Annotated in this window: 19 protein-coding genes and 1 pseudogene; 13 read left to right on the plus strand and 7 right to left on the minus strand. The window is 45.0% G+C overall.

Annotated elements, in window-relative coordinates; genetic code table 11:
• Positions 1 to 127: 127 nt before the first annotated feature.
• From rpoD to rpsU, 4 genes are all read right to left on the minus strand, one after another.
• Positions 128 to 1,996: an RNA polymerase sigma factor RpoD gene (gene rpoD / locus B7C60_RS11440; protein WP_099611768.1), complete on the minus strand. Its 1,869-nt coding sequence runs from the start codon at positions 1,994 to 1,996 to the stop codon at positions 128 to 130.
• Positions 1,997 to 2,093: 97 nt separating this feature from the next.
• Positions 2,094 to 3,848, minus strand: coding sequence for a DNA primase (gene dnaG / locus B7C60_RS11445; protein ID WP_099611769.1), 1,755 nt, complete (start codon positions 3,846 to 3,848; stop codon positions 2,094 to 2,096).
• A 95-nt stretch (positions 3,849 to 3,943) separates the two neighbouring features.
• Positions 3,944 to 4,387, minus strand: coding sequence for a GatB/YqeY domain-containing protein (locus B7C60_RS11450; RefSeq protein WP_099611770.1), 444 nt, complete (start codon positions 4,385 to 4,387; stop codon positions 3,944 to 3,946).
• 27 nt (positions 4,388 to 4,414) lie between these two features.
• Positions 4,415 to 4,630 (minus strand): 30S ribosomal protein S21, encoded by a 216-nt coding sequence (gene rpsU / locus B7C60_RS11455; protein WP_004396009.1) that lies wholly within the window; start codon positions 4,628 to 4,630, stop codon positions 4,415 to 4,417.
• Between the two features lie 241 nt (positions 4,631 to 4,871).
• Here rpsU and tsaD point away from each other — a divergent pair, with 241 nt between their 5' ends.
• On the plus strand, positions 4,872 to 5,888 hold the full coding sequence (gene tsaD, locus B7C60_RS11460) for a tRNA (adenosine(37)-N6)-threonylcarbamoyltransferase complex transferase subunit TsaD (protein ID WP_099612021.1): 1,017 nt from the start codon (positions 4,872 to 4,874) through the stop codon (positions 5,886 to 5,888).
• 138 nt (positions 5,889 to 6,026) lie between these two features.
• Here tsaD and plsY read toward each other — a convergent pair whose 3' ends face one another.
• A complete protein-coding gene (gene plsY / locus B7C60_RS11465; protein ID WP_099611771.1) occupies positions 6,027 to 6,635 on the minus strand; it encodes a glycerol-3-phosphate 1-O-acyltransferase PlsY in 609 nt (202 codons plus the stop codon).
• A gap of 189 nt (positions 6,636 to 6,824) precedes the next feature.
• Between plsY and folB the strand changes: the two genes are divergently transcribed.
• The 11 genes and pseudogenes from folB (at position 6,825) to rpoS (ending at position 14,560) form a co-directional block, all read left to right on the plus strand.
• The gene (gene folB / locus B7C60_RS11470; protein ID WP_099612022.1) at positions 6,825 to 7,178 is read left to right on the plus strand and encodes a bifunctional dihydroneopterin aldolase/7,8-dihydroneopterin epimerase; all 354 of its coding nucleotides are present in this window, start codon (positions 6,825 to 6,827) and stop codon (positions 7,176 to 7,178) included.
• The gene (gene folK, locus B7C60_RS11475) at positions 7,175 to 7,672 is read left to right on the plus strand and encodes a 2-amino-4-hydroxy-6-hydroxymethyldihydropteridine diphosphokinase (RefSeq protein WP_099611772.1); all 498 of its coding nucleotides are present in this window, start codon (positions 7,175 to 7,177) and stop codon (positions 7,670 to 7,672) included. The genes folB and folK overlap by 4 nt, the downstream gene beginning before the upstream one ends.
• Positions 7,673 to 7,680: 8 nt before the next feature.
• Positions 7,681 to 8,484 (plus strand): undecaprenyl-diphosphate phosphatase, encoded by an 804-nt coding sequence (locus B7C60_RS11480; protein ID WP_099611773.1) that lies wholly within the window; start codon positions 7,681 to 7,683, stop codon positions 8,482 to 8,484.
• A gap of 158 nt (positions 8,485 to 8,642) precedes the next feature.
• On the plus strand, positions 8,643 to 8,927 hold the full coding sequence (gene ftsB, locus B7C60_RS11485) for a cell division protein FtsB (protein ID WP_099612023.1): 285 nt from the start codon (positions 8,643 to 8,645) through the stop codon (positions 8,925 to 8,927).
• On the plus strand, positions 8,927 to 9,625 hold the full coding sequence (ispD, locus tag B7C60_RS11490; RefSeq protein WP_099612024.1) for a 2-C-methyl-D-erythritol 4-phosphate cytidylyltransferase: 699 nt from the start codon (positions 8,927 to 8,929) through the stop codon (positions 9,623 to 9,625). Before ftsB ends, ispD begins: the two co-directional genes overlap by 1 nt.
• Positions 9,622 to 10,101 carry a 2-C-methyl-D-erythritol 2,4-cyclodiphosphate synthase gene (gene ispF / locus B7C60_RS11495; RefSeq protein ID WP_161427326.1) on the plus strand — a complete coding sequence of 160 codons (480 nt, stop codon included), beginning with the start codon at positions 9,622 to 9,624 and terminating at the stop codon, positions 10,099 to 10,101. Before ispD ends, ispF begins: the two co-directional genes overlap by 4 nt.
• 42 nt (positions 10,102 to 10,143) lie before the next feature.
• Positions 10,144 to 11,190: a tRNA pseudouridine(13) synthase TruD gene (gene truD / locus B7C60_RS11500; RefSeq protein ID WP_099611774.1), complete on the plus strand. Its 1,047-nt coding sequence runs from the start codon at positions 10,144 to 10,146 to the stop codon at positions 11,188 to 11,190.
• Positions 11,183 to 11,938 (plus strand): 5'/3'-nucleotidase SurE, encoded by a 756-nt coding sequence (surE, locus tag B7C60_RS11505; protein WP_099611775.1) that lies wholly within the window; start codon positions 11,183 to 11,185, stop codon positions 11,936 to 11,938. Before truD ends, surE begins: the two co-directional genes overlap by 8 nt.
• Positions 11,939 to 11,942: 4 nt before the next feature.
• Entirely contained in the window at positions 11,943 to 12,569 is a 627-nt protein-coding gene (locus B7C60_RS11510; RefSeq protein ID WP_099611776.1) for a protein-L-isoaspartate(D-aspartate) O-methyltransferase, read from the plus strand.
• Between the two features lie 62 nt (positions 12,570 to 12,631).
• A pseudogene (nlpD, locus tag B7C60_RS11515) lies at positions 12,632 to 13,504 on the plus strand (murein hydrolase activator NlpD); the annotation flags it as partial.
• Positions 13,505 to 13,570: 66 nt separating this feature from the next.
• Complete coding sequence (gene rpoS / locus B7C60_RS11520; RefSeq protein WP_099611778.1) at positions 13,571 to 14,560, plus strand: RNA polymerase sigma factor RpoS; 990 nt, start codon at positions 13,571 to 13,573, stop codon at positions 14,558 to 14,560.
• Positions 14,561 to 14,625: 65 nt separating this feature from the next.
• Here rpoS and mutS read toward each other — a convergent pair whose 3' ends face one another.
• Positions 14,626 to 17,208: a DNA mismatch repair protein MutS gene (gene mutS, locus B7C60_RS11525; RefSeq protein ID WP_099611779.1), complete on the minus strand. Its 2,583-nt coding sequence runs from the start codon at positions 17,206 to 17,208 to the stop codon at positions 14,626 to 14,628.
• Positions 17,209 to 17,431: 223 nt separating this feature from the next.
• On the minus strand, positions 17,432 to 18,322 hold the full coding sequence (gene cysM / locus B7C60_RS11530; RefSeq protein ID WP_099611780.1) for a cysteine synthase CysM: 891 nt from the start codon (positions 18,320 to 18,322) through the stop codon (positions 17,432 to 17,434).
• A 219-nt stretch (positions 18,323 to 18,541) separates the two neighbouring features.
• On the opposite strand from cysM, the gene B7C60_RS18980 reads away from it, so the two are divergent.
• A partial coding sequence (locus B7C60_RS18980; protein WP_425445508.1) for a substrate-binding domain-containing protein occupies positions 18,542 to 18,869 on the plus strand: 328 nt, incomplete at its 3' end.

Below are 18,869 nucleotides of genomic sequence, written 5' to 3' on the forward strand. Positions count from 1 at the left end.
TATAGGGGAAGGCTGAGTGTCTGTCTAGCCGGAAAATAGGGTAATAGCGCTTAGTTTTTATTCACTTAGCATTTGGGGTAATAAAAAAGGCGAGCATTTGCTCACCTTTTAAACACGTTAGTTTGATTTACTCATCAAGGAAGCTGCGCAGGGTTTCTGAGCGACTTGGGTGACGAAGTTTACGCAGTGCTTTGGCTTCGATTTGACGAATACGTTCACGTGTAACATCAAACTGTTTACCGACTTCTTCCAGTGTGTGATCGGTATTCATATCGATACCAAAGCGCATACGCAATACTTTCGCTTCACGTGGTGTGAGGCCAGCAAGTACATCGCGAGTAGCGGCTCTTAGACTGGTTGCTGTTGCTGAGTCTAGAGGCAGTTCAAGCGTAGTATCTTCAATAAAATCACCGAGATGTGAATCTTCATCATCACCGATTGGCGTTTCCATTGAGATTGGTTCTTTGGCAATTTTGAGCACTTTGCGAATTTTATCTTCCGGCATTTGCATGCGTTCTGCTAATTCTTCAGGCAGTGGCTCACGACCCATCTCTTGTAGCATTTGGCGCGAAATTCGGTTCAGTTTATTGATCGTTTCGATCATATGAACTGGAATACGAATGGTACGTGCTTGATCGGCAATAGAACGGGTGATGGCTTGGCGAATCCACCATGTTGCGTAGGTTGAGAATTTATAACCACGGCGATATTCAAATTTATCCACTGCTTTCATCAAGCCGATATTACCTTCTTGAATTAAATCCAAGAATTGTAAACCACGGTTGGTATATTTTTTCGCAATAGAAATAACCAGACGTAAGTTTGCTTCGACCATTTCTTTTTTCGCTCGGCGAGCTTTAGCCTCACCAATCGACATCCGACGGCTAATATCTTTGATACGGCTAACATCGAGCGACGTTTCTTGCTCAATCAGTTTCAGCTTTTGAATCGAGCGACGAATCGCTTCTTCATTGGCGCGAATTTTTTCTACGTAAGGCTTATCAGAAGCGAGGACTTGGTCAAGCCATGCTTCACTTGATTCGTTACCCGTAAAGAGAGCGATAAATGACTTTTTCGGCATTTTCGCAACTTCAACAACCGATTTCATGATCAAGCGTTCTTGAGTTCGCACTCGATCCATCGAGGTTCGCAGCGTGTTAACCAGATGGTCAAACTGCTTAGGTGTTAAGCGAAACTCGCGGAAAATGTCGAGCATTAACTCAGTGGCTTGCTGAGTTTTGTTGTTGTCATGACCGTGTTCATTGATGGCGAGCTGTAAGTCTTGATACTTATTACGTAGTTCCGTAAATTTCTCTAGCGCAAGCTCAGGGTCGATGCCGCTTTCTTCTTCGGCATCATCATCGTTGCTGTCACTCTCTTCGTCTTCATCTTCGTCGTCATCGAGATCTTTATCGTCACTGAGATCGGTTTCTGCTAGCTCTGAACCGATGTGAGTAGCGGTTGGTGCCGTTGTACCATCTTCGTTCGGATCGATGAAACCGGAAATTAGGTCGGTCAGGCGTAATTCTTCGGCTTGAACTTTATCAAATTGTTCAAGAATATAAGGAATTGTGCCCGGATATTCAGCGACTGCGCTTTGAACTTGGTTAATACCTTCTTCAATGCGCTTAGCAATATCAATTTCACCTTCACGAGTCAGTAGCTCTACTGTACCCATTTCACGCATATACATGCGTACAGGGTCAGTAGTTCGACCAATCTCGCTCTCTACGCTTGAAAGCGCTGCGGCAGCGGCTTCAGCGGCATCTTCATCAGTGATCGTGTTATCGTCGCTTAAAGCGAGATCATCAGCATCAGGAGCCGTTTCTACGACTTTGATGCCCATGTCATTGATCATCTGAATAATATCTTCTACTTGCTCGGAATCGACGATTTCAGCAGGTAGGTGGTCATTTACTTCGGCGTAGGTCAGATAGCCTTGTTCCTTGCCTTTAATGACAAGTAATTTTAGCTGTGACTGCGGATTTTGATCCATAGACGGTATCCAACTTCGTATCTGGTGAAGGAATAGTATGCGAAATGCAAACCACGTATATTAACAAATTTATTCGTTGCTGACTATTTAAACTGGGTTACGCTTTTAATTCTAGCATTAATGCTACTAGCTCCCTTCTTTCATCGGCTGATAAACCGACGCTTCTTTCTTTTGCCTGCAAGTTTTCAATTTGTTTTTCTACGCACTGGGCAAGGATTTTGTCCAATGAGTCTAAAAAAAGTTCTTCTTGGATGTCTTCGACAAGGGGGATTTCCCAGCTTGCCAGACGAGACAGAAGTGCCTCATTTTTATTATCACGCCAATGTTCAAGTAATTGGCCGGTAGTGATATGGGGGTATTGTCGGCAATTTTCAAGCACCTCAATCAATAAACTCAATCCGGGTAGGGGTAACTCTTTCACACTAGAAAGATCGGGTACCATTTCAGCATAGCTCGGATTTTGCACAAGCAAAGCGATAACTTCACGCATTGGGGTTCGTTTGATCTCTTTGTGTGGTTGAGGTCGAGTGCTTGGTGATGCGCTGCGTTGCCGTTTATGGCCCATAAATCCAGTGAGCTTATCCAGTTTTTCATCCAGTTCTTGCTGAAAACCGGGATCGGGAATTTTCTCGATCAGTTCGCTTGATAATGTCCGTAAGGTTGATTTACCTTCCACAGTACCTAAATTGATATTATAGGAATCAATTAGGTTATCAAAGAGGTAGCTTGAAAGCGGTTTGGCTTCTTTTATCGCTTGTTCAAAACGTTCTTTACCCTGTGTTCTAATATAGCTATCCGGATCTTCGCCGTCAGGTAAAAAAAGAAATTTAAGAATATTTCCTGTTTTTAGATAACCAAGCGCATTTTCTAAAGCTCGCCATGCCGCTTCTCTTCCCGCTCTATCTCCATCGTAACAGCAGACAACGGTATTGGTTTGTCGAAATAACAGTTGGAGATGATCGCCAGTTGTTGATGTACCGAGTGATGCGACCGAGTAATCCACCCCATATTGAGCCAGCGCAACCACATCCATATAACCTTCAACAACCAAAATCTGTTCTGGTTCTCTGTAAGCTTCTAAAACTTCGTATAACCCGTAAAGTTCTTTTCCTTTATGGAAAATGGGTGTTTCTGGTGAGTTGAGATATTTTGGCGTGCCATCACCAATGACTCGGCCACCAAAGCCGATTACGCGCCCACGGCGATCTCGTATGGGGAACATGATTCGGCCACGAAAGCGATCATAGCGGTTGCCTTTGTCGTTTTCGATCAGCATACCGCCAGTCACGAGCATCTCCTGATTTTGGCGGCTTTGACCAAAATTTTTACGGATCAGATCCCATTCATCGGCCACATAACCAATGCCAAATTTTTGGACGATCTCGCCGGATAAGCCTCGATTTTTTAAATATTCAATCGCTTGACGACTGGTTGGCGCTTTTAATTGTTGGCGATAGAACTGCGCAATGCTGCCCATGAGATCATAGAGAGTACGTTTTTCTTCACTATTCGTGCGAGGGGCTTGTTTATTAAAAGGGCCGCCGGGACGTTCTTCTCGGGGAACCTCTAACCCAAGTGATGAAGCAAGCTCTTCAATCGCTTCTGGAAATTCAAGCCGTTCATATTCCATGAGAAAGTCGATCGCATTACCGTGTACGCCACAACCAAAACAGTGATAAAACTGCTTTTCTTGGCTCACACTAAACGAGGGGGTTTTCTCATTATGAAATGGACAACAAGCGCTGTAATTTTTACCCTTTTTTTTAAGTTTTACGCGTGCGTCAATGATGTCGACGATATCGAGTCGAGCAAGCAGATCATCAATGAAACTACGGGGGATTTGTCCTGCCATACAACCTAAAAAAAGAGATAAAAAACAAAAAGTGTAGATACGAACAAGCCGTGCTGACCAAAAGATAGCACGGCTTGATGCGATAGGGTGTGGGATTAAGCGAGTTTAGCGCGAACCAAACCGCTCACTTTACCCATATCTGCACGCCCTTGAATTTGTGGTTTTAGGATAGCCATCACTTTACCCATGTCTTGCATACCCGAGGCTTGTGATTCAGTCATGGCATTTTCAATGAATGCCATGATTTCTTCATCAGTCAAAGGTTGAGGCATAAATTCCTCAAGGACCGTGATTTCAGCTTTTTCCACATCAGCGAGATCTTGACGATTCGCTGCTTCATACTGCGCAACAGAGTCGCGACGTTGTTTAACCATCTTAGTGAGCACAGCAATAATATCGTCGTCGTTCAGAGTAATCTGTTCGTCAACTTCTCGTTGCTTAATGGCCGAGAGGGCTAAACGAATAGTGCCAAGGCGCGCTTTGTCCTTGGCTTTCATCGCTAATTTTTGCTCTTCTTTGAGAGTGTCAATCAGAGCCATAACTAATTCCTTTTCTGGATTCAGCTATTAGTACAGGCGAACGCGACGAGCGTTTTCGCGAGCAAGCTTTTTAGCGTGACGCTTTTGAGCTGCTGCTTTAGCACGTTTGCGAACAGTAGTTGGTTTTTCGTAGTGCTCACGACGACGCACTTCAGAAAGGATACCTGCTTTTTCGCAAGAGCGCTTAAAACGACGTAGAGCTACGTCGAACGGTTCGTTTTCACGTACTTTAACTATTGGCATATGCCTTTCACCTCAGGGGTTAATTCGTTAACGCTGGCATTTTGTGACCAAAGTAACAAGAAAGTTTGTTAACTAGGGCGAGAACCAGCTTGATCAAAAATGGTGCCGAATTTTAATCCGATCGCTCCCCCTTTGTAAAGTACTTTGTTGTTTACTGTCTGCGCAAAATTTGTTTGTGATGCAAAGGCGAGGTAACATGAGCGCAATTTTGATTGATAGCAGGCAGCGTGCTGAGAATACTATGCGCATTATTGGAATTGAAACGTCTTGTGATGAAACAGGAATTGCGATTTATGATGACCAACAAGGCTTGTTGGCACATAAGCTTTATAGCCAAGTCAAACTGCATGCCGATTATGGTGGCGTGGTGCCAGAACTCGCCTCGCGTGACCACGTTAAAAAAACCATTCCTTTGATTAAAGCGGCAATGGCAGAAGCAAAAGTTACTGCCGATGATATTGACGGGATCGCTTATACGGCAGGGCCCGGTTTGGTCGGAGCCTTGTTGGTGGGGGCAACCATTGGTCGTAGCTTAGCTTATGCTTGGAATGTGCCTGCGGTAGCGGTTCATCATATGGAAGGGCATTTACTGGCTCCAATGCTCGAAGATAACCCCCCTCCGTTTCCTTTTGTTGCGGTACTGGTTTCTGGTGGCCACTCGATGATGGTGGAAGTGAAAGGTATTGGTGATTATACCATTTTGGGCGAGTCAATTGATGATGCGGCGGGCGAGGCGTTTGATAAAACCGCTAAGCTGATGGGGCTTGATTACCCCGGTGGCCCATTATTAGCGCGTTTAGCGGAAAAGGGTACGCCTGGACGCTTTAAGTTTCCTCGCCCCATGACGGATCGTCCAGGGTTAGATATGAGTTTTTCTGGGCTAAAAACGTTCACGGCCAATACCATTGCAGCTAATGGAGATGATGAACAAACGCGGGCCGATATTGCCTATGCTTTTCAAGAAGCGGTTTGTGACACGTTGGTGATTAAGTGCAAGCGTGCATTAGAACAAACAGGAATGAAACGAATTGTGATAGCCGGAGGTGTGAGTGCGAATCAACAATTGCGTGCAGCGTTGGCAAAATTAGCGGAAAAAATCGGCGGAGAGGTTTATTACCCTCGAACCGAATTTTGTACCGATAATGGTGCAATGATCGCGTATGCTGGAATGCAGCGTTTGAAAAATGGTGATGTGACCGAGCTTAGTATTGAGGCGAAGCCTCGCTGGCCGATAGATCAACTGACTGCCATTATCTGATAATACTGATATATGATACGACTACGGCTACCTTTGGGTAGCCGTGATTTTTTTCGTTTTGAGTGAGATGGGGGGGCGCTTCACCCAGCCGTTTGCTTTATAGGCGAACAGGTTTTGGCGAGCGAGTGGTGTTGGTACTCAAGGTTCGCCGCTTGAGTGTCTTTCTTCCCCCACTTTGGGTTCAGTGCCAGCAAAAAGACGTTTTATGTTTTCCTGATGACGCAAAACAATTAAGCAGCAGAGCATGGCGACGGGCAAAGTATATTGCGGTTTGACCATCCAAGTATAAAACGGAGTGAGCAGAACCGTTACCAGAGCTGCGAGTGATGAGTAACGAAAAAGAATGATAACCGCTAGCCATGTCACCATCACCATTCCTGTTAAATCTAGTCCAATCGGCGCTATGGCACCTAATGCGGTGGCCACCCCTTTTCCGCCTTTAAAATGAAAAAAAAGTGGGTACATATGGCCAAGGCAAGCGGCAATACCGACTAATCCGAGCATCAATGGGGAGATATTTAAATAATATCCGCCCCAAACAGGCAGTGTTCCCTTTAACATATCGCAAAGTAAAACGGCTATCGCAGCGTGTTTGCCACCGAATCGCAAGACGTTGGTCGCGCCAGGGTTATGTGAGCCGACTGCGCGAGGGTCTGGTAAGCGTAGTACACGACAAATCAGCACCGCACTGGATATGGAACCCAGTAAATAGGCGCAAATGATCATCGTCAGTGCAAATGGCGTCATAGAATCCTCACAGGCTGATTTTGCTCACCGAGGTTTACAAGTCCTTGTTAACCAAGCTCAAAAATAAAAAATTCGATGGGAATTTCGCATCAAGAGGTGGTTTAGGTATATGATATCTCGATTAATCACAATAGTACGTTTTTTTACTCAATTTGGGTATCCGACCTGTAAAAAGGATGTAATACAATGATGGATAAAGTCTTTATCGAGCAGTTAACGGTGATCACCACGATTGGTGTCTATGATTGGGAGCAAACCATTAAACAAAAGTTAGTGCTTGATCTGGAAATGGCGCACGATAATCGCAGCGCTGGAAACAGTGATGATGTGGCAGATGCATTGGATTATGCACAGGTGAGTCAAGCGGTGATTGAACATATAGAGCAAGGCCGTTTTTTATTGGTTGAACGCGTGGCTGAAGAGGTTGCTGAACTTATCATGCAACGGTTTGCTGTGTCTTGGGTTCGTATCCGATTAACCAAGCCAGGTGCTGTTCCTCAAGCCAAAGGTGTCGGTGTTGTCATTGAACGAGGACAAAGATGATCACCTGCTATATTGGCATCGGATCCAATATTGAGCGGCGTAAGCATATTGAAGCGGCTTGTCGTGCATTAACTCAACTCGGAGAAAGGTTGCGTTTGTCGACGATTTATCAGTGCGAATCGCTAGGGTTTGATAGCCATCCTTTTTATAACCTTGTGGTTGAGTTACAAACGGCCTTGCCTTTAACCACGTTGGTTGAAAAATTACGGGCAATTGAGCATGGCTATGGTCGGGCTCTCGATGCACAGAAATTTCAAGATCGAACGTTAGATTTGGACTTAATTTTGTATGGTGACGCCATTTCTGATCAATCGCCGAAGATTCCGCGGCCGGATATTTATTATTATCCTTTTGTGATTCAACCTTTATATGAACTGTGCCCACAGTTATCCATTCCCGGAGATGAGCAAACCGTTGAGCAAATATGGCTTAAGGCGGCCAATCTTACTTGTCTTACCCCCGTTCCTTTGTGGTTTTCGATTGATAATGAATAGAGAATAAAATGAATTATTTTGAAGCGTTTATGTTGGCTCTTATCCAAGGTTTGACCGAATTTTTACCCATTTCCAGTTCTGCTCATTTAATTTTACCGTCTGCTATCCTCGGTTGGGCAGATCAGGGGTTAGCCTTTGATGTGGCCGTCCATGTGGGGACTTTAGCGGCTGTGGTGATTTATTTTCGCCATGAAGTGGTGACACTGCTTCATGCTTTTTTTGCCTCTATTTTTAAGGGGGAGCGTGGTAAAGAGGCAAAATTGGCATGGTTAATTATTTTAGCAACCATTCCGGCCTGTGTTTTTGGTTTGATTATGAAAGATATCGTGGAGTTTTATCTGCGCAGCGCATGGGTGATTGCCAGTACCACGATTATTTTTGGTTTACTGCTGTGGTATGTTGATAAGCGTGCTCGTTTAGTCAGTGATGAATATCAAGCCGGCTGGAAACAAGCTCTGTTTGTTGGGGTGGCCCAAGCTTTTGCCATTATTCCTGGCACCTCCCGCTCGGGAGCGACCATGACCGCGGCACTTTATCTAGGTTTTACTCGTGAAGCGGCGGCTCGTTTTTCTTTTTTGATGTCGATTCCAATCATTACACTTGCTGGTGGTTATTTAGGGGTGCAATTAATCTCGAGTAGTGAGCCTGTTGCGGTGAATTTTTTACTCACAGGAATAATCACTTCTTTTGTGAGTGCTTATCTGTGTATTTTCTTTTTCTTAAAGCTGATTTCACGCATGGGAATGACTCCTTTTGTTATTTACCGACTTATTTTAGGCGGCGGTTTGTTTCTCTTCTTGCTGAGTCAGTAAATGGGGTTACCACTGCGAGCGATAGGGATCGCTCACTCGCCTGAGTTTTTGGCTTATGGTATAAGTGAGCTTTTGCTAGTCGAACAATCGCGACTGTGTTGTCGAACGCGACTGTGTTGTCGAACATGGCGCAGTCATGGGTCATAAGTGTGGATGTGATGCGAGTATTTGCAATAACGTTATTATTGTTATTTGGGTGGCTCCAATACCATTTGTGGTGGGGAAAAAACGGTATTGTCGACTATCGGTTAGTGGCGAGTGAAATTGCCGTGCAGGAGCAAGTAAATCACAATTTACAACTGAGAAATCAAGAAATGTTTGCTGAAATTGATGATTTACGCCAAGGGTTAGATGCCATTGAAGAGCGAGCGAGGCACGAGCTGGGGATGGTCAAAGAGGGCGAAACGTTTTTCCGAGTTGTTGGTGAGGAGGCTCGCCCATGATGCCATTGATCACCGCGATTGTCCCGGCTGCAGGCGTTGGTAAGCGTATGCAGGCAGCTTGCCCGAAACAATACCTCCGGCTAGGAGAGCAAACCGTGCTTGAGCACACTGTTGCGGCTCTATTTGCTCACCCAAAGGTCGATAAAGTTGTGATTGCGATCAGTGCCGACGACCCTTATTTTGACTCACTTCCGCTTGCGCATCATCCAAAGGTGATATGTGTTCGTGGTGGTAAAGAGAGAGCCGATTCAGTGCTCAATGCGTTGCGTTTGGTGAGTCAAGCAAAGTTGAGCCATTGGGTAATGGTGCATGATGCCGCTCGTCCTTGCATTACTCAAAGTGATATAACTCGGCTAATTGCTGGTGCAACGGAGCATTCTGTCGGTGCTATTTTAGCCTCTCCGGTACGTGACACGATGAAGCGAGGAGACGCGGGAAATCGTATTGTTCATACGGTTGAACGTGAGGCGCTCTGGCATGCGTTAACACCGCAAATGTTTCCGGTCGAACGACTACTGACCGCATTAGAAAAAGCTTTAGCAGAGCAAGCTACCGTAACCGATGAAGCGTCTGCATTAGAGTGGGTGGGGTTAAAGCCCGCTTTGGTTTGTGGGCGTGCCGATAACATCAAAATTACCCAGCCAGAAGATCTCGCGCTCGCCGAGTTCTATTTAAATCGAAATAAGGAAACAAGATGATACGTATAGGTCATGGGTTTGACGTGCATAAATTTGGCGGGAACGGCCCAATAATGATTGGTGGTGTTGCCATTCCTTATGAGCAAGGACTTATTGCTCACTCAGATGGTGATGTTGCGCTGCATGCTTTGTGTGATGCCTTGCTGGGCGCTATTGCTGCAGGAGATATCGGTCAACACTTCCCTGATACCGATGAGCGCTGGAAAGGGGCGGATAGCCGAGCTTTATTAAGAGATGTGTATCAGCGAGTGAAGCAGCAAGGTTATCGATTAGGGAATGCGGATATTACCATTTTAGCTCAAGCCCCCAAAATGGCTCCGCACATCAATGCGATGTGTCGTACCATTAGTGAAGATTTACAAACAGCGCTTGGCAATATAAATGTCAAAGCTACGACCACTGAGCGTTTGGGGTTTACTGGGCGTAAAGAAGGTATTGCTTGTGAAGCGGTTGTCTTATTAGTTAAAGCAGAATAAATATTCATACTGGGCCTACGCCTAAATGACAGGATAAGTTAAATGAGCGATCTTCTCTCTTCGTTGGCCTATTTATATGGTCAGCCTATCGCAAAAGCAAAAATTAAAGCTGCCCCCGAGCACTTTAAAGTGGTTGAAGACCTAGGCTATGAGTTTTCAGGGCAAGGCGAACACGTCATGGTCTATATTCGTAAGACGGGTGAAAATACCAGTTTTGTCGCTAATGAACTGGCGAAAGCATGTGGTGTAAAATCCAAAGATGTTGGTTGGGCAGGCTTAAAAGATCGTCATGCCGTCACCGAGCAATGGTTGAGTGTGTATCTGCCGGGTGGAGGCTTTCCTAACTTAGCGACGTTTGAAGCACAATACCCTAGTATCGAAGTATTAGCGATGACGCGTCATCATAAAAAATTACGTCCAGGCGATTTGCGAGGTAATCACTTTGAGTTGTTATTGACGGACGTTACTGACCTTGATGATGTACTGCAACGCTTGCCTGCTATGGCGAAGCACGGTGTGCCTAATTATTTTGGTTCGCAGCGCTTTGGACGAGAGGGGCATAACGTCACCGAAGCGCGCCGCTGGGGACGGGATAATGTGCGGTCACGTAACCAAAATCAACGCAGTTTATATCTCTCGGCTGCTCGTTCATGGATTTTTAATCATATTATTTCTCAACGTATTAATGCGGGGTGTTTTGAACACTTTATTGAGGGCGACATTGCCTTAAAAGCGGGGCAAACGACCTTAGTCAGTTCTGAGCAATTGGCGGAATTTAATCACCAACTCGCTCAGAACCATGTACAAATTTCAGCTGCATTGGCGGGCGATAATGCTTTACCCACCGAAAAACAAGCACGACGGATTGAGCAGCAAGTGTTGGATGCGGAGCCTGAATTGATGGCTTTGATTCGAGCGAATCGTATGCGTCATGAGCGACGTGCGATTACACTGCTGCCTCAACATTTCCGTTGGGAAGCTGAGAACAATACCATTACACTTCAATTTACCTTAGATGCCGGTAGTTTTGCTACTTCGGTCATTCGAGAGTTAGTTGAAGAAATCCCAGTTGAGCGCGTCTATGAGTAGAGAAAAACTAAAAATATTATTAAGTAATGATGATGGTGTGTATGCTGAAGGGATTGATGCTCTTGCCTGTGCCTTAGCCGATTTAGCCGATATTGTGATTGTCGCTCCTGATCGTAATCGCTCTGGCGCATCAAACTCATTAACTTTAGAGCAGCCCCTAAGGGTGACGAATATTGCAGCGAATACTTATTCGGTGCAAGGTACTCCGACTGATTGCGTCCATTTTGCACTCAACGAGTTGTTGAAAGAAGATTTACCAGATTTGGTACTTAGTGGTATCAATCACGGAGCAAATCTTGGCGATGATGTATTGTATTCCGGTACAGTGGCAGCCGCAATGGAGGGGCATTTTTTGGGGGTTCAATCGATCGCTTTTTCATTAGTGGGCCAACGGCATTTTGCGACGGCGGGGAAAATCGCTCGTCAATTAGTTTTACAGCATTTAGCCTCTCCCATCCCGACCAATCGATTGATTAATGTGAATATTCCCGATCTGCCCTTTGAACAAGTTCAGGGAATCAAAGTCACTCGTCTTGGTGCTCGTCACCATGCTGAGAACATGGTTAAACAAAAAGATCCTCGTGGTCACGACATTTATTGGCTTGGGCCTCCGGGGCGAGAGCAAGATGCAGGTCAAGGAACTGATTTTCATGCCGTGGAACATAAATTTGTCTCCGTCACGCCTATTTTGGTTGACCTAACCGCGCATGAGTCTCTTACCGCGATGGCAGAATGGGTGAAGGAATAAATCAATGGCAAACCCGAAAGCGGATAAATTGGTTGAATTTTTAATCCATCAGGGCATTGATGATCATCACGTCTTATCGGCGATACATACACTGCCTCGCGAACGCTTTGTTTCTCAGGCAATGATGCATCAAGCGTATGATAATAACGCATTACCTATTGGCTTAGGGCAAACGATTTCTCAGCCTTATATTGTGGCAAAAATGACCCAAATGTTAGCACTAACGCCCTCTAGCCGTGTGTTAGAAGTCGGGACGGGATCAGGGTATCAAACGGCAGTGTTGGCACAACTTGTTGAGCATGTTTTTTCCATTGAGCGGATTAAAAGCTTGCAGTGGGAAGCGAAGCGACGTTTGAAGCAACTGGATATTTATAATGTTTCTACTAAGCATAGTGATGGATGGCAAGGTTGGCCAGCCAAAGCGCCCTTTGATGCCATTATTGTGACTGCCGCGGCGCAAGAAATTCCACAAGCGCTACTTGAGCAACTCAATGATGGTGGACGTTTAGTGATCCCTGTTGGCAATGATGAACAACAACTACTAAAAATTGTTCGGCAAGGGGATACTTGGGTGAGTCAGGTGGTCGAAATGGTACGTTTTGTTCCTTTAATTGCCGGTGAATTGGCGTAATGTGGAGCCAGTTCAGGTTCGGTTGGGTCATTGCTCTGTGTAGCTTGATGTTCGGCTGCACCTCGCTGACTCCTGCTCCCGTGTCTGGACTGAATAAAGACTATCATTCAATTCCTAGAGGAAGTTATCGAGGAAGTTATTACCAAGTAAAGAAGGGGGATACACTCTACTTTATTTCTTATATTACCGACAAAGATGTGAATGATATAATTCGTTACAATCAATTACAGCCACCTTATACCATCCATCCGGGGCAAAAAATACGTCTTTGGCAGCCAGCTTATACGCCGCCAGCATACGGTGGTACAGGTGCTGGGGCTATTGTATCCACGGCCTCTGCAGCCTCTAATGTCAAAAAAACGGTGGTGGTTCCTCCTCCTATTCCCAGTGTGAGCAAAACCACGAATCCTGTTTCAACTTCTCAAAATCATAAAAAACCAGCATCTTCAGTGAGCAAAACTTCACCAAAATCTATTGATCAGGGAAAAACAAAAGGGTATGTTTGTGGTGAAAGTAAAGTAAATGTTAATAATAAGGTTGTCACTAAACCGAAACAATCTAATGATAAAATCGCTAAGTGGTTGTGGCCAACAAAAGGGAGGGTTATCAAAAACTTTTCGGCAGGAGATCAAGGAAATAAAGGGATAGATATTGCGGGTCAACGCGGTCAATCGATTATTTCTACTGCAGCCGGAACCGTTGTGTATTCAGGCAATGCGCTACGAGGTTATGGAAACTTGATTATTATCAAGCACAATGATCATTACTTAAGTGCTTATGCTCATAATGATCAATTGCTGGTAAAAGAAGGGCAAAGTATTAAAGCTGGACAAAAAATAGCAACGATGGGCAGTTCAGGAACCAACAGCGTCCGTCTACACTTTGAAATTCGTTATCAAGGCAAACCGGTGAATCCACAACGTTACTTACCATAAATTGATGAAGAGTATATCGCGACATTTGACGTTTTAATGTCTTGCTAGCTCGCCAGGGGAGGCGTTATGAGTATCAGCAATACAGCAGTAACTAAAGTCGAAGATTTTGATTTTGGCCCAGAGGTTCTCAATACCCTAGAGTCAGACTCTACCATTGAGCAATCACCCACCAACACTAACCTCCGAGAAGAATATGACGCATCAAGTAAAAGCTTAGATGCGACACAAATGTACCTTAGTGAAATTGGCTTCTCACCATTACTGACTGCAGAAGAAGAAGTGCTTTATGCTCGAAGAGCATTACGAGGCGACGATGCAGCACGTCAACGTATGATTGAAAGTAACCTTCGTTTAGTCGTGAAAATTTCTCGCCGTTATAGTAATCGAGGGCTCGCTTTATTGGATTTAATCGAAGAGGGCAACTTAGGTCTGATTCGTGCGGTAGAGAAGTTTGATCCTGAACGCGGTTTTCGTTTTTCAACCTACGCCACTTGGTGGATTCGACAAACGATTGAACGAGCACTGATGAATCAAACTCGTACGATACGTTTACCGATTCATGTGGTTAAAGAACTCAATATTTATTTACGTACCGCGCGTGAACTCTCTCAGCGCTTGGATCATGAGCCCACCGCAGAAGATATTGCAGCAGAACTGGACAAACCTGTTGATGATGTTAATAAAATGCTGCGTTTAAATGAAAGAATTAACTCGGTGGACACACCAATTGGTGGCGATGGCGATAAAGCATTGCTGGATATTATTCCTGACTCTAACCATTCAGATCCTGAATTTTCAACTCAAGATGATAATATTCGAGACTCATTGATGAATTGGTTGGATGAGCTGAATCCAAAACAGAAAGAGGTATTGGCTCGTCGCTTTGGTCTATTAGGCTATGAACCATCAACCCTTGAAGAAGTGGGAAGGGAAATTAGTTTAACTCGTGAACGAGTAAGACAAATTCAAGTTGAAGGATTACGCCGGTTACGAGAAATTTTACTCAAGCAAGGGTTGAATATGGAGGCGTTGTTTAGTGTTGAAAATGACAGCTAAACCGATTCGCCCCTAACCGTAATACAGGCACTTATATGAGTGCCTGTATTGGTTGAACCATGTTATTACAGCATTTTCTTTAATCGATATAACGCTTCTAATGCTTGGCGAGGCGTTAGATCGTCAGGATCAATACTAGCTAAAGCTTGCTCTACTTCACTCGGTTCTGGAATTAAACTCAGTTGATTGGCAATATCAATATGGGCGCTTTTTTTCTCTGGTGATAAGCTAAGTTGTTCTAACTGGCTAAGTTTCGCTCTAGCTTGTGTGATCACCGCTTTAGGGACGCCAGCCAAACCAGCAACAGCTAAACCATAGGATTTACTCGCGGCACCTTCTTGCACAGCATGCATAAATGCAATGCTATCGCCGTGCTCAATGGCATCTAAATGGACGTTGGCTAAGTGAGGTAACTGGTTGGGTAATTCCGTCAACTCAAAATAATGGGTGGCAAATAAGGTTAGCGCACCGATCTTTTTTGCTAGCCATTCTGCGCTGGCCCAAGCCAGTGATAGGCCATCATAGGTACTGGTGCCTCGGCCAATTTCATCCATTAACACTAAACTACGATGGGTGGCATTGTGTAAGATATTGGCTGTTTCTGTCATTTCAACCATAAAGGTTGATCGGCCCGAAGCGAGATCATCCGATGCACCAATACGCGTAAAAATACGATCAAGTATTCCGATTTTGGCTGATGCCGCTGGCACATAACTTCCGATGTGAGCCATCAGTGCAATCAAAGCAGTTTGACGCATATAGGTTGATTTTCCCCCCATATTCGGCCCTGTTATGATTAACATTTTCCGCTGTGGGTGTAGCTCTACGGGGTTGGCAATAAAAGGAGCATCCATCACTTGTTCTACAACCGGATGGCGTCCTGCTTGAATATGTAACCCTACATTGTCGCTTAAAGTCGGACGGCAGTAATCTAAACTTTCTGCTCTTTCGGCTAAATTTTGTAACACATCTAATTGAGAAAGAGCAGAGGCTAAGTTTTGCATATGTTCTAAATCGGGCAGTAGCTGATCAAATAATTCATCCCATAGCTGTTTTTCTAACGCCAATGCTTTTGATTTCGAGTTTAAAACTTTGTCTTCATGCTCTTTTAGCTCAGGAATAATGTAACGCTCGGCATTTTTTAATGTTTGACGACGCACATAATGGGGCGGCACAAGGTGGCTTTGGCCACGGCTGACTTGAATATAAAAGCCATGCACGTTGTTATAACCCACTTTTAAGGTATCAATGCCATGCCGTTCACGCTCTTCGGCTTCTAATTGGGCTAGGTATTCAGTTGCACCTGCTGCTAAGTTGCGCCATTCATCTAATTCTGCGTTATATCCGTCAGCCAGTACACCGCCATCACGGATCACTACTGGAGGGTTATCTTTGATGGCTCGCTCAAGTAATTGACATAATTCGTCCATCGGTTGCACATCTTGCCGTAGTTGCTGTAAGTAAGGCAGCGTCACAGAGGCTAAGCATTCATTGAGTTCAGGTAACTGTTGCAGTGCATGACGTAGGCGAGCGAGATCGCGTGGTCGAGCAGAACGTAAGGCGAGGCGAGCTAAAATCCGTTCAATATCACCAATCTGCTTGAGTATAGGCTGTAAATCCGCAAACAGGGCCTGCTGTTTAAGTTCGCCAATCGTATCTAATCGTTGATTTAAACGGTCGATGCTGCGCATGGGTTGATGAATCCAGCGCTTGAGCATTCGGCTGCCCATTGGCGTTGCGCAATGGTCTAAAACGTCTGCCAGTGTGTTGTCAGTGCTGCCCGATAAATTTTGTGTCAGTTCTAAATTACGGCGAGTAGCGGCATCAAGAATAACCGACTGATCTTGACTATCGAAAGTGAGTGCCCGAATGTGGGGGAGTGCGGTACGCTGGGTATCTTTGACGTATTGAATTAGGCATCCCGCAGCACAAAGCCCTAATTTTGCTTGTTCGACGCCAAATCCGACTAAGTCTCGGGTACCAAATTGTTGATTAAGTTGCTGCTTTGCGGTGTCGAGTTCAAATTCCCATATCGGACGGCGACGGTTACCTTTACGGTTGGCCATCAATTGAACGGCGGAGAAATCTTCTGGAAACAGTAATTCTCTTGGCGAGGTGCGTTGTAGCTCTGCGGCCATCGATTCTAGAGAATCCGGTTCGCAGAGTTGAAAGCGCCCGGAGGTAATATCAAGTGTAGCGTAACCAAATTTACCCTCTTGATGATAAATCGCAGCAATCAGGTTATCACTTCGTTCTGAAAGTAAGGCTTCATCGGTAATGGTACCCGGGGTAACAATACGCACGACTTTTCTTTCGACCGGGCCTTTACTGGTGGCCGGATCGCCTATCTGCTCGCAGATAGCGACCGACTCACCAAGCTGAACCAGCTTGGCTAGATACCCCTCAACAGCGTGGTAGGGAACACCGGCCATAGGAATGGGTTCCCCAGCTGAAGCGCCACGCTTGGTGAGCGAAATATCCAACAGTTGTGAAGCTCGTTTGGCGTCATCGTAAAATAATTCATAAAAATCCCCCATACGATAAAACAATAGGATGTCAGGATTTTCAGCTTTTAGCTTCAGATATTGCCGCATCATCGGGGTATGTTGTTGCTCTAACTCTACTGAAGAAGCCTTGGATATACTCATGTTATTTATCACTCGGTGGCCAAGTCGTGTTGCTGACAGTCAAAGCGCTTTCAGTGGGATAGAAAGTCACTGTACTACGGCACTTTCTGATCATGCGGCCATCTTTGATCAGAACCTGAAAAGAGTTAAAGAGAATAACAAATTTCGCTATTGCTGAGCAATCAAGCGATGCATCGGAAAATCGGAGTGGTAAAAGGGTACCACTCCTTCGGTGATCAAGTGCTTAAGAAAAAAGCCCAGAAGAGAGGTAACGATCCCCGCGATCGCAGATTATCGCAACCACAACAGAGCCGGGATTGGCTTTAGCAACTTGTAGAGCAGCAAAAACTGCACCTCCAGAGCTTACGCCTGCACAAATACCTTCTTGTATGGCTAAGGCGCGTGCGGTATTGATTGCATCTTGTTCGGTAATATCTAAGATGACATCTACTCGGGACTGTTCAAAAATACCGGGGAGGTATGCTTGGGGCCAGCGCCGAATTCCGGGAATCGCGCTTCCTTCGGCCGGCTGTAGTCCAACAATGGTAATGTCGGGGTTTTGTGATTTTAAGTAGCGTGAGGTGCCCATAATGGTGCCCGTTGTCCCCATGCTTGAAACAAAGTGAGTGATTTTTCCTTGGCTTTGTTGCCAGATCTCCGGCCCTGTAGAACGAAAATGCGCATCCGGATTATCGGGATTATTAAATTGATCTAATACTTTGCCTTTTCCTTCACTTTGCATTTGGAGAGCTAAGTCTCGAGCACCTTCCATTCCCTGCGCTTTACTGACAAGAATCAGTTCACAGCCATACGCTTGCATCGCATCTTTGCGCTCTTGGGTTGCATTGTCTGGCATGATTAAAATCATTTTGTAGCCTTTAATCGCAGCCGCCATTGCTAAAGCAATGCCCGTATTGCCACTGGTGGCTTCAATAAGGGTATCTCCGGGCTGAATCTCGCCGCGCTGCTCTGCTTGCACAATCATATTGAGGGCAGGACGATCTTTAACTGAACCTGCCGGGTTATTGCCTTCGAGTTTGACTAAGACTGTGCTGGAGGTGTGTGCGGTCAGCCGCTGTAAACGCACCAGAGGGGTTTGTCCAACATAGGCTTCAATAGTGGGAAAGTCAGCCACGTGCTTATCCTTAATATAAATAGTGGATAGATCCGTTATGATGATCAAATCAACAACTCGCTTTCTATATTACAAGTATGTTACTCAAAGGGGCATACAATTTATTGCTAGATTTTATTCCAAAAAGTTCTATTAGGATGCTTTTTTATAATTCAATTTCCTCATACTCTACTGATTAAGAAAGCCATGCTGGCCATCGTAATTATGGAGTAGGAAAATATGAAATTGATTAAATCAGCGCTAGCTGGTCTATTAATGCTAGGGTCATTGAATGTATCTGCTGCCGATCAAACCATTCTCAATTCGTCATACGATATTGCTCGTGAGCTGTTTTCCGCTTATAACCCATTGTTTATTCAACATTGGAAAGACAAAACAGGTCAAACGGTAGACGTTAAACAGTCGCATGGCGGCTCTTCTGCTCAAGCTCGTTCTATCTTACAAGGTCTAGCGGCTGATGTGGTGACTTTTAATCAGGTTACGGATGTGCAGATCTTACATGATCGCGGTAAGTTGATCGCGGCAAATTGGCAGGAAAAACTGCCCA

The organism is Vibrio fujianensis (assembly GCF_002749895.1).
Lineage (GTDB): Bacteria > Pseudomonadota > Gammaproteobacteria > Enterobacterales > Vibrionaceae > Vibrio > Vibrio fujianensis.

Excerpts from the sequence above, each read along its gene's own strand:
- rpoD (WP_099611768.1), bottom strand. The coding sequence starts at position 1,996 with ATGGATCAAAATCCGCAGTCACAGCTAAAATTACTTGTCATTAAAGGC.
- dnaG (WP_099611769.1), bottom strand. The coding sequence starts at position 3,848 with ATGGCAGGACAAATCCCCCGTAGTTTCATTGATGATCTGCTTGCTCGA.
- B7C60_RS11450 (WP_099611770.1), bottom strand. The coding sequence starts at position 4,387 with ATGGCTCTGATTGACACTCTCAAAGAAGAGCAAAAATTAGCGATGAAA.
- rpsU (WP_004396009.1), bottom strand. The coding sequence starts at position 4,630 with ATGCCAATAGTTAAAGTACGTGAAAACGAACCGTTCGACGTAGCTCTA.
- tsaD (WP_099612021.1), top strand. The coding sequence starts at position 4,872 with ATGCGCATTATTGGAATTGAAACGTCTTGTGATGAAACAGGAATTGCG.
- plsY (WP_099611771.1), bottom strand. The coding sequence starts at position 6,635 with ATGACGCCATTTGCACTGACGATGATCATTTGCGCCTATTTACTGGGT.
- folB (WP_099612022.1), top strand. The coding sequence starts at position 6,825 with ATGGATAAAGTCTTTATCGAGCAGTTAACGGTGATCACCACGATTGGT.
- folK (WP_099611772.1), top strand. The coding sequence starts at position 7,175 with ATGATCACCTGCTATATTGGCATCGGATCCAATATTGAGCGGCGTAAG.
- B7C60_RS11480 (WP_099611773.1), top strand. The coding sequence starts at position 7,681 with ATGAATTATTTTGAAGCGTTTATGTTGGCTCTTATCCAAGGTTTGACC.
- ftsB (WP_099612023.1), top strand. The coding sequence starts at position 8,643 with ATGCGAGTATTTGCAATAACGTTATTATTGTTATTTGGGTGGCTCCAA.
- ispD (WP_099612024.1), top strand. The coding sequence starts at position 8,927 with ATGCCATTGATCACCGCGATTGTCCCGGCTGCAGGCGTTGGTAAGCGT.
- ispF (WP_161427326.1), top strand. The coding sequence starts at position 9,622 with ATGATACGTATAGGTCATGGGTTTGACGTGCATAAATTTGGCGGGAAC.
- truD (WP_099611774.1), top strand. The coding sequence starts at position 10,144 with ATGAGCGATCTTCTCTCTTCGTTGGCCTATTTATATGGTCAGCCTATC.
- surE (WP_099611775.1), top strand. The coding sequence starts at position 11,183 with ATGAGTAGAGAAAAACTAAAAATATTATTAAGTAATGATGATGGTGTG.
- B7C60_RS11510 (WP_099611776.1), top strand. The coding sequence starts at position 11,943 with ATGGCAAACCCGAAAGCGGATAAATTGGTTGAATTTTTAATCCATCAG.
- rpoS (WP_099611778.1), top strand. The coding sequence starts at position 13,571 with ATGAGTATCAGCAATACAGCAGTAACTAAAGTCGAAGATTTTGATTTT.
- mutS (WP_099611779.1), bottom strand. The coding sequence starts at position 17,208 with ATGAGTATATCCAAGGCTTCTTCAGTAGAGTTAGAGCAACAACATACC.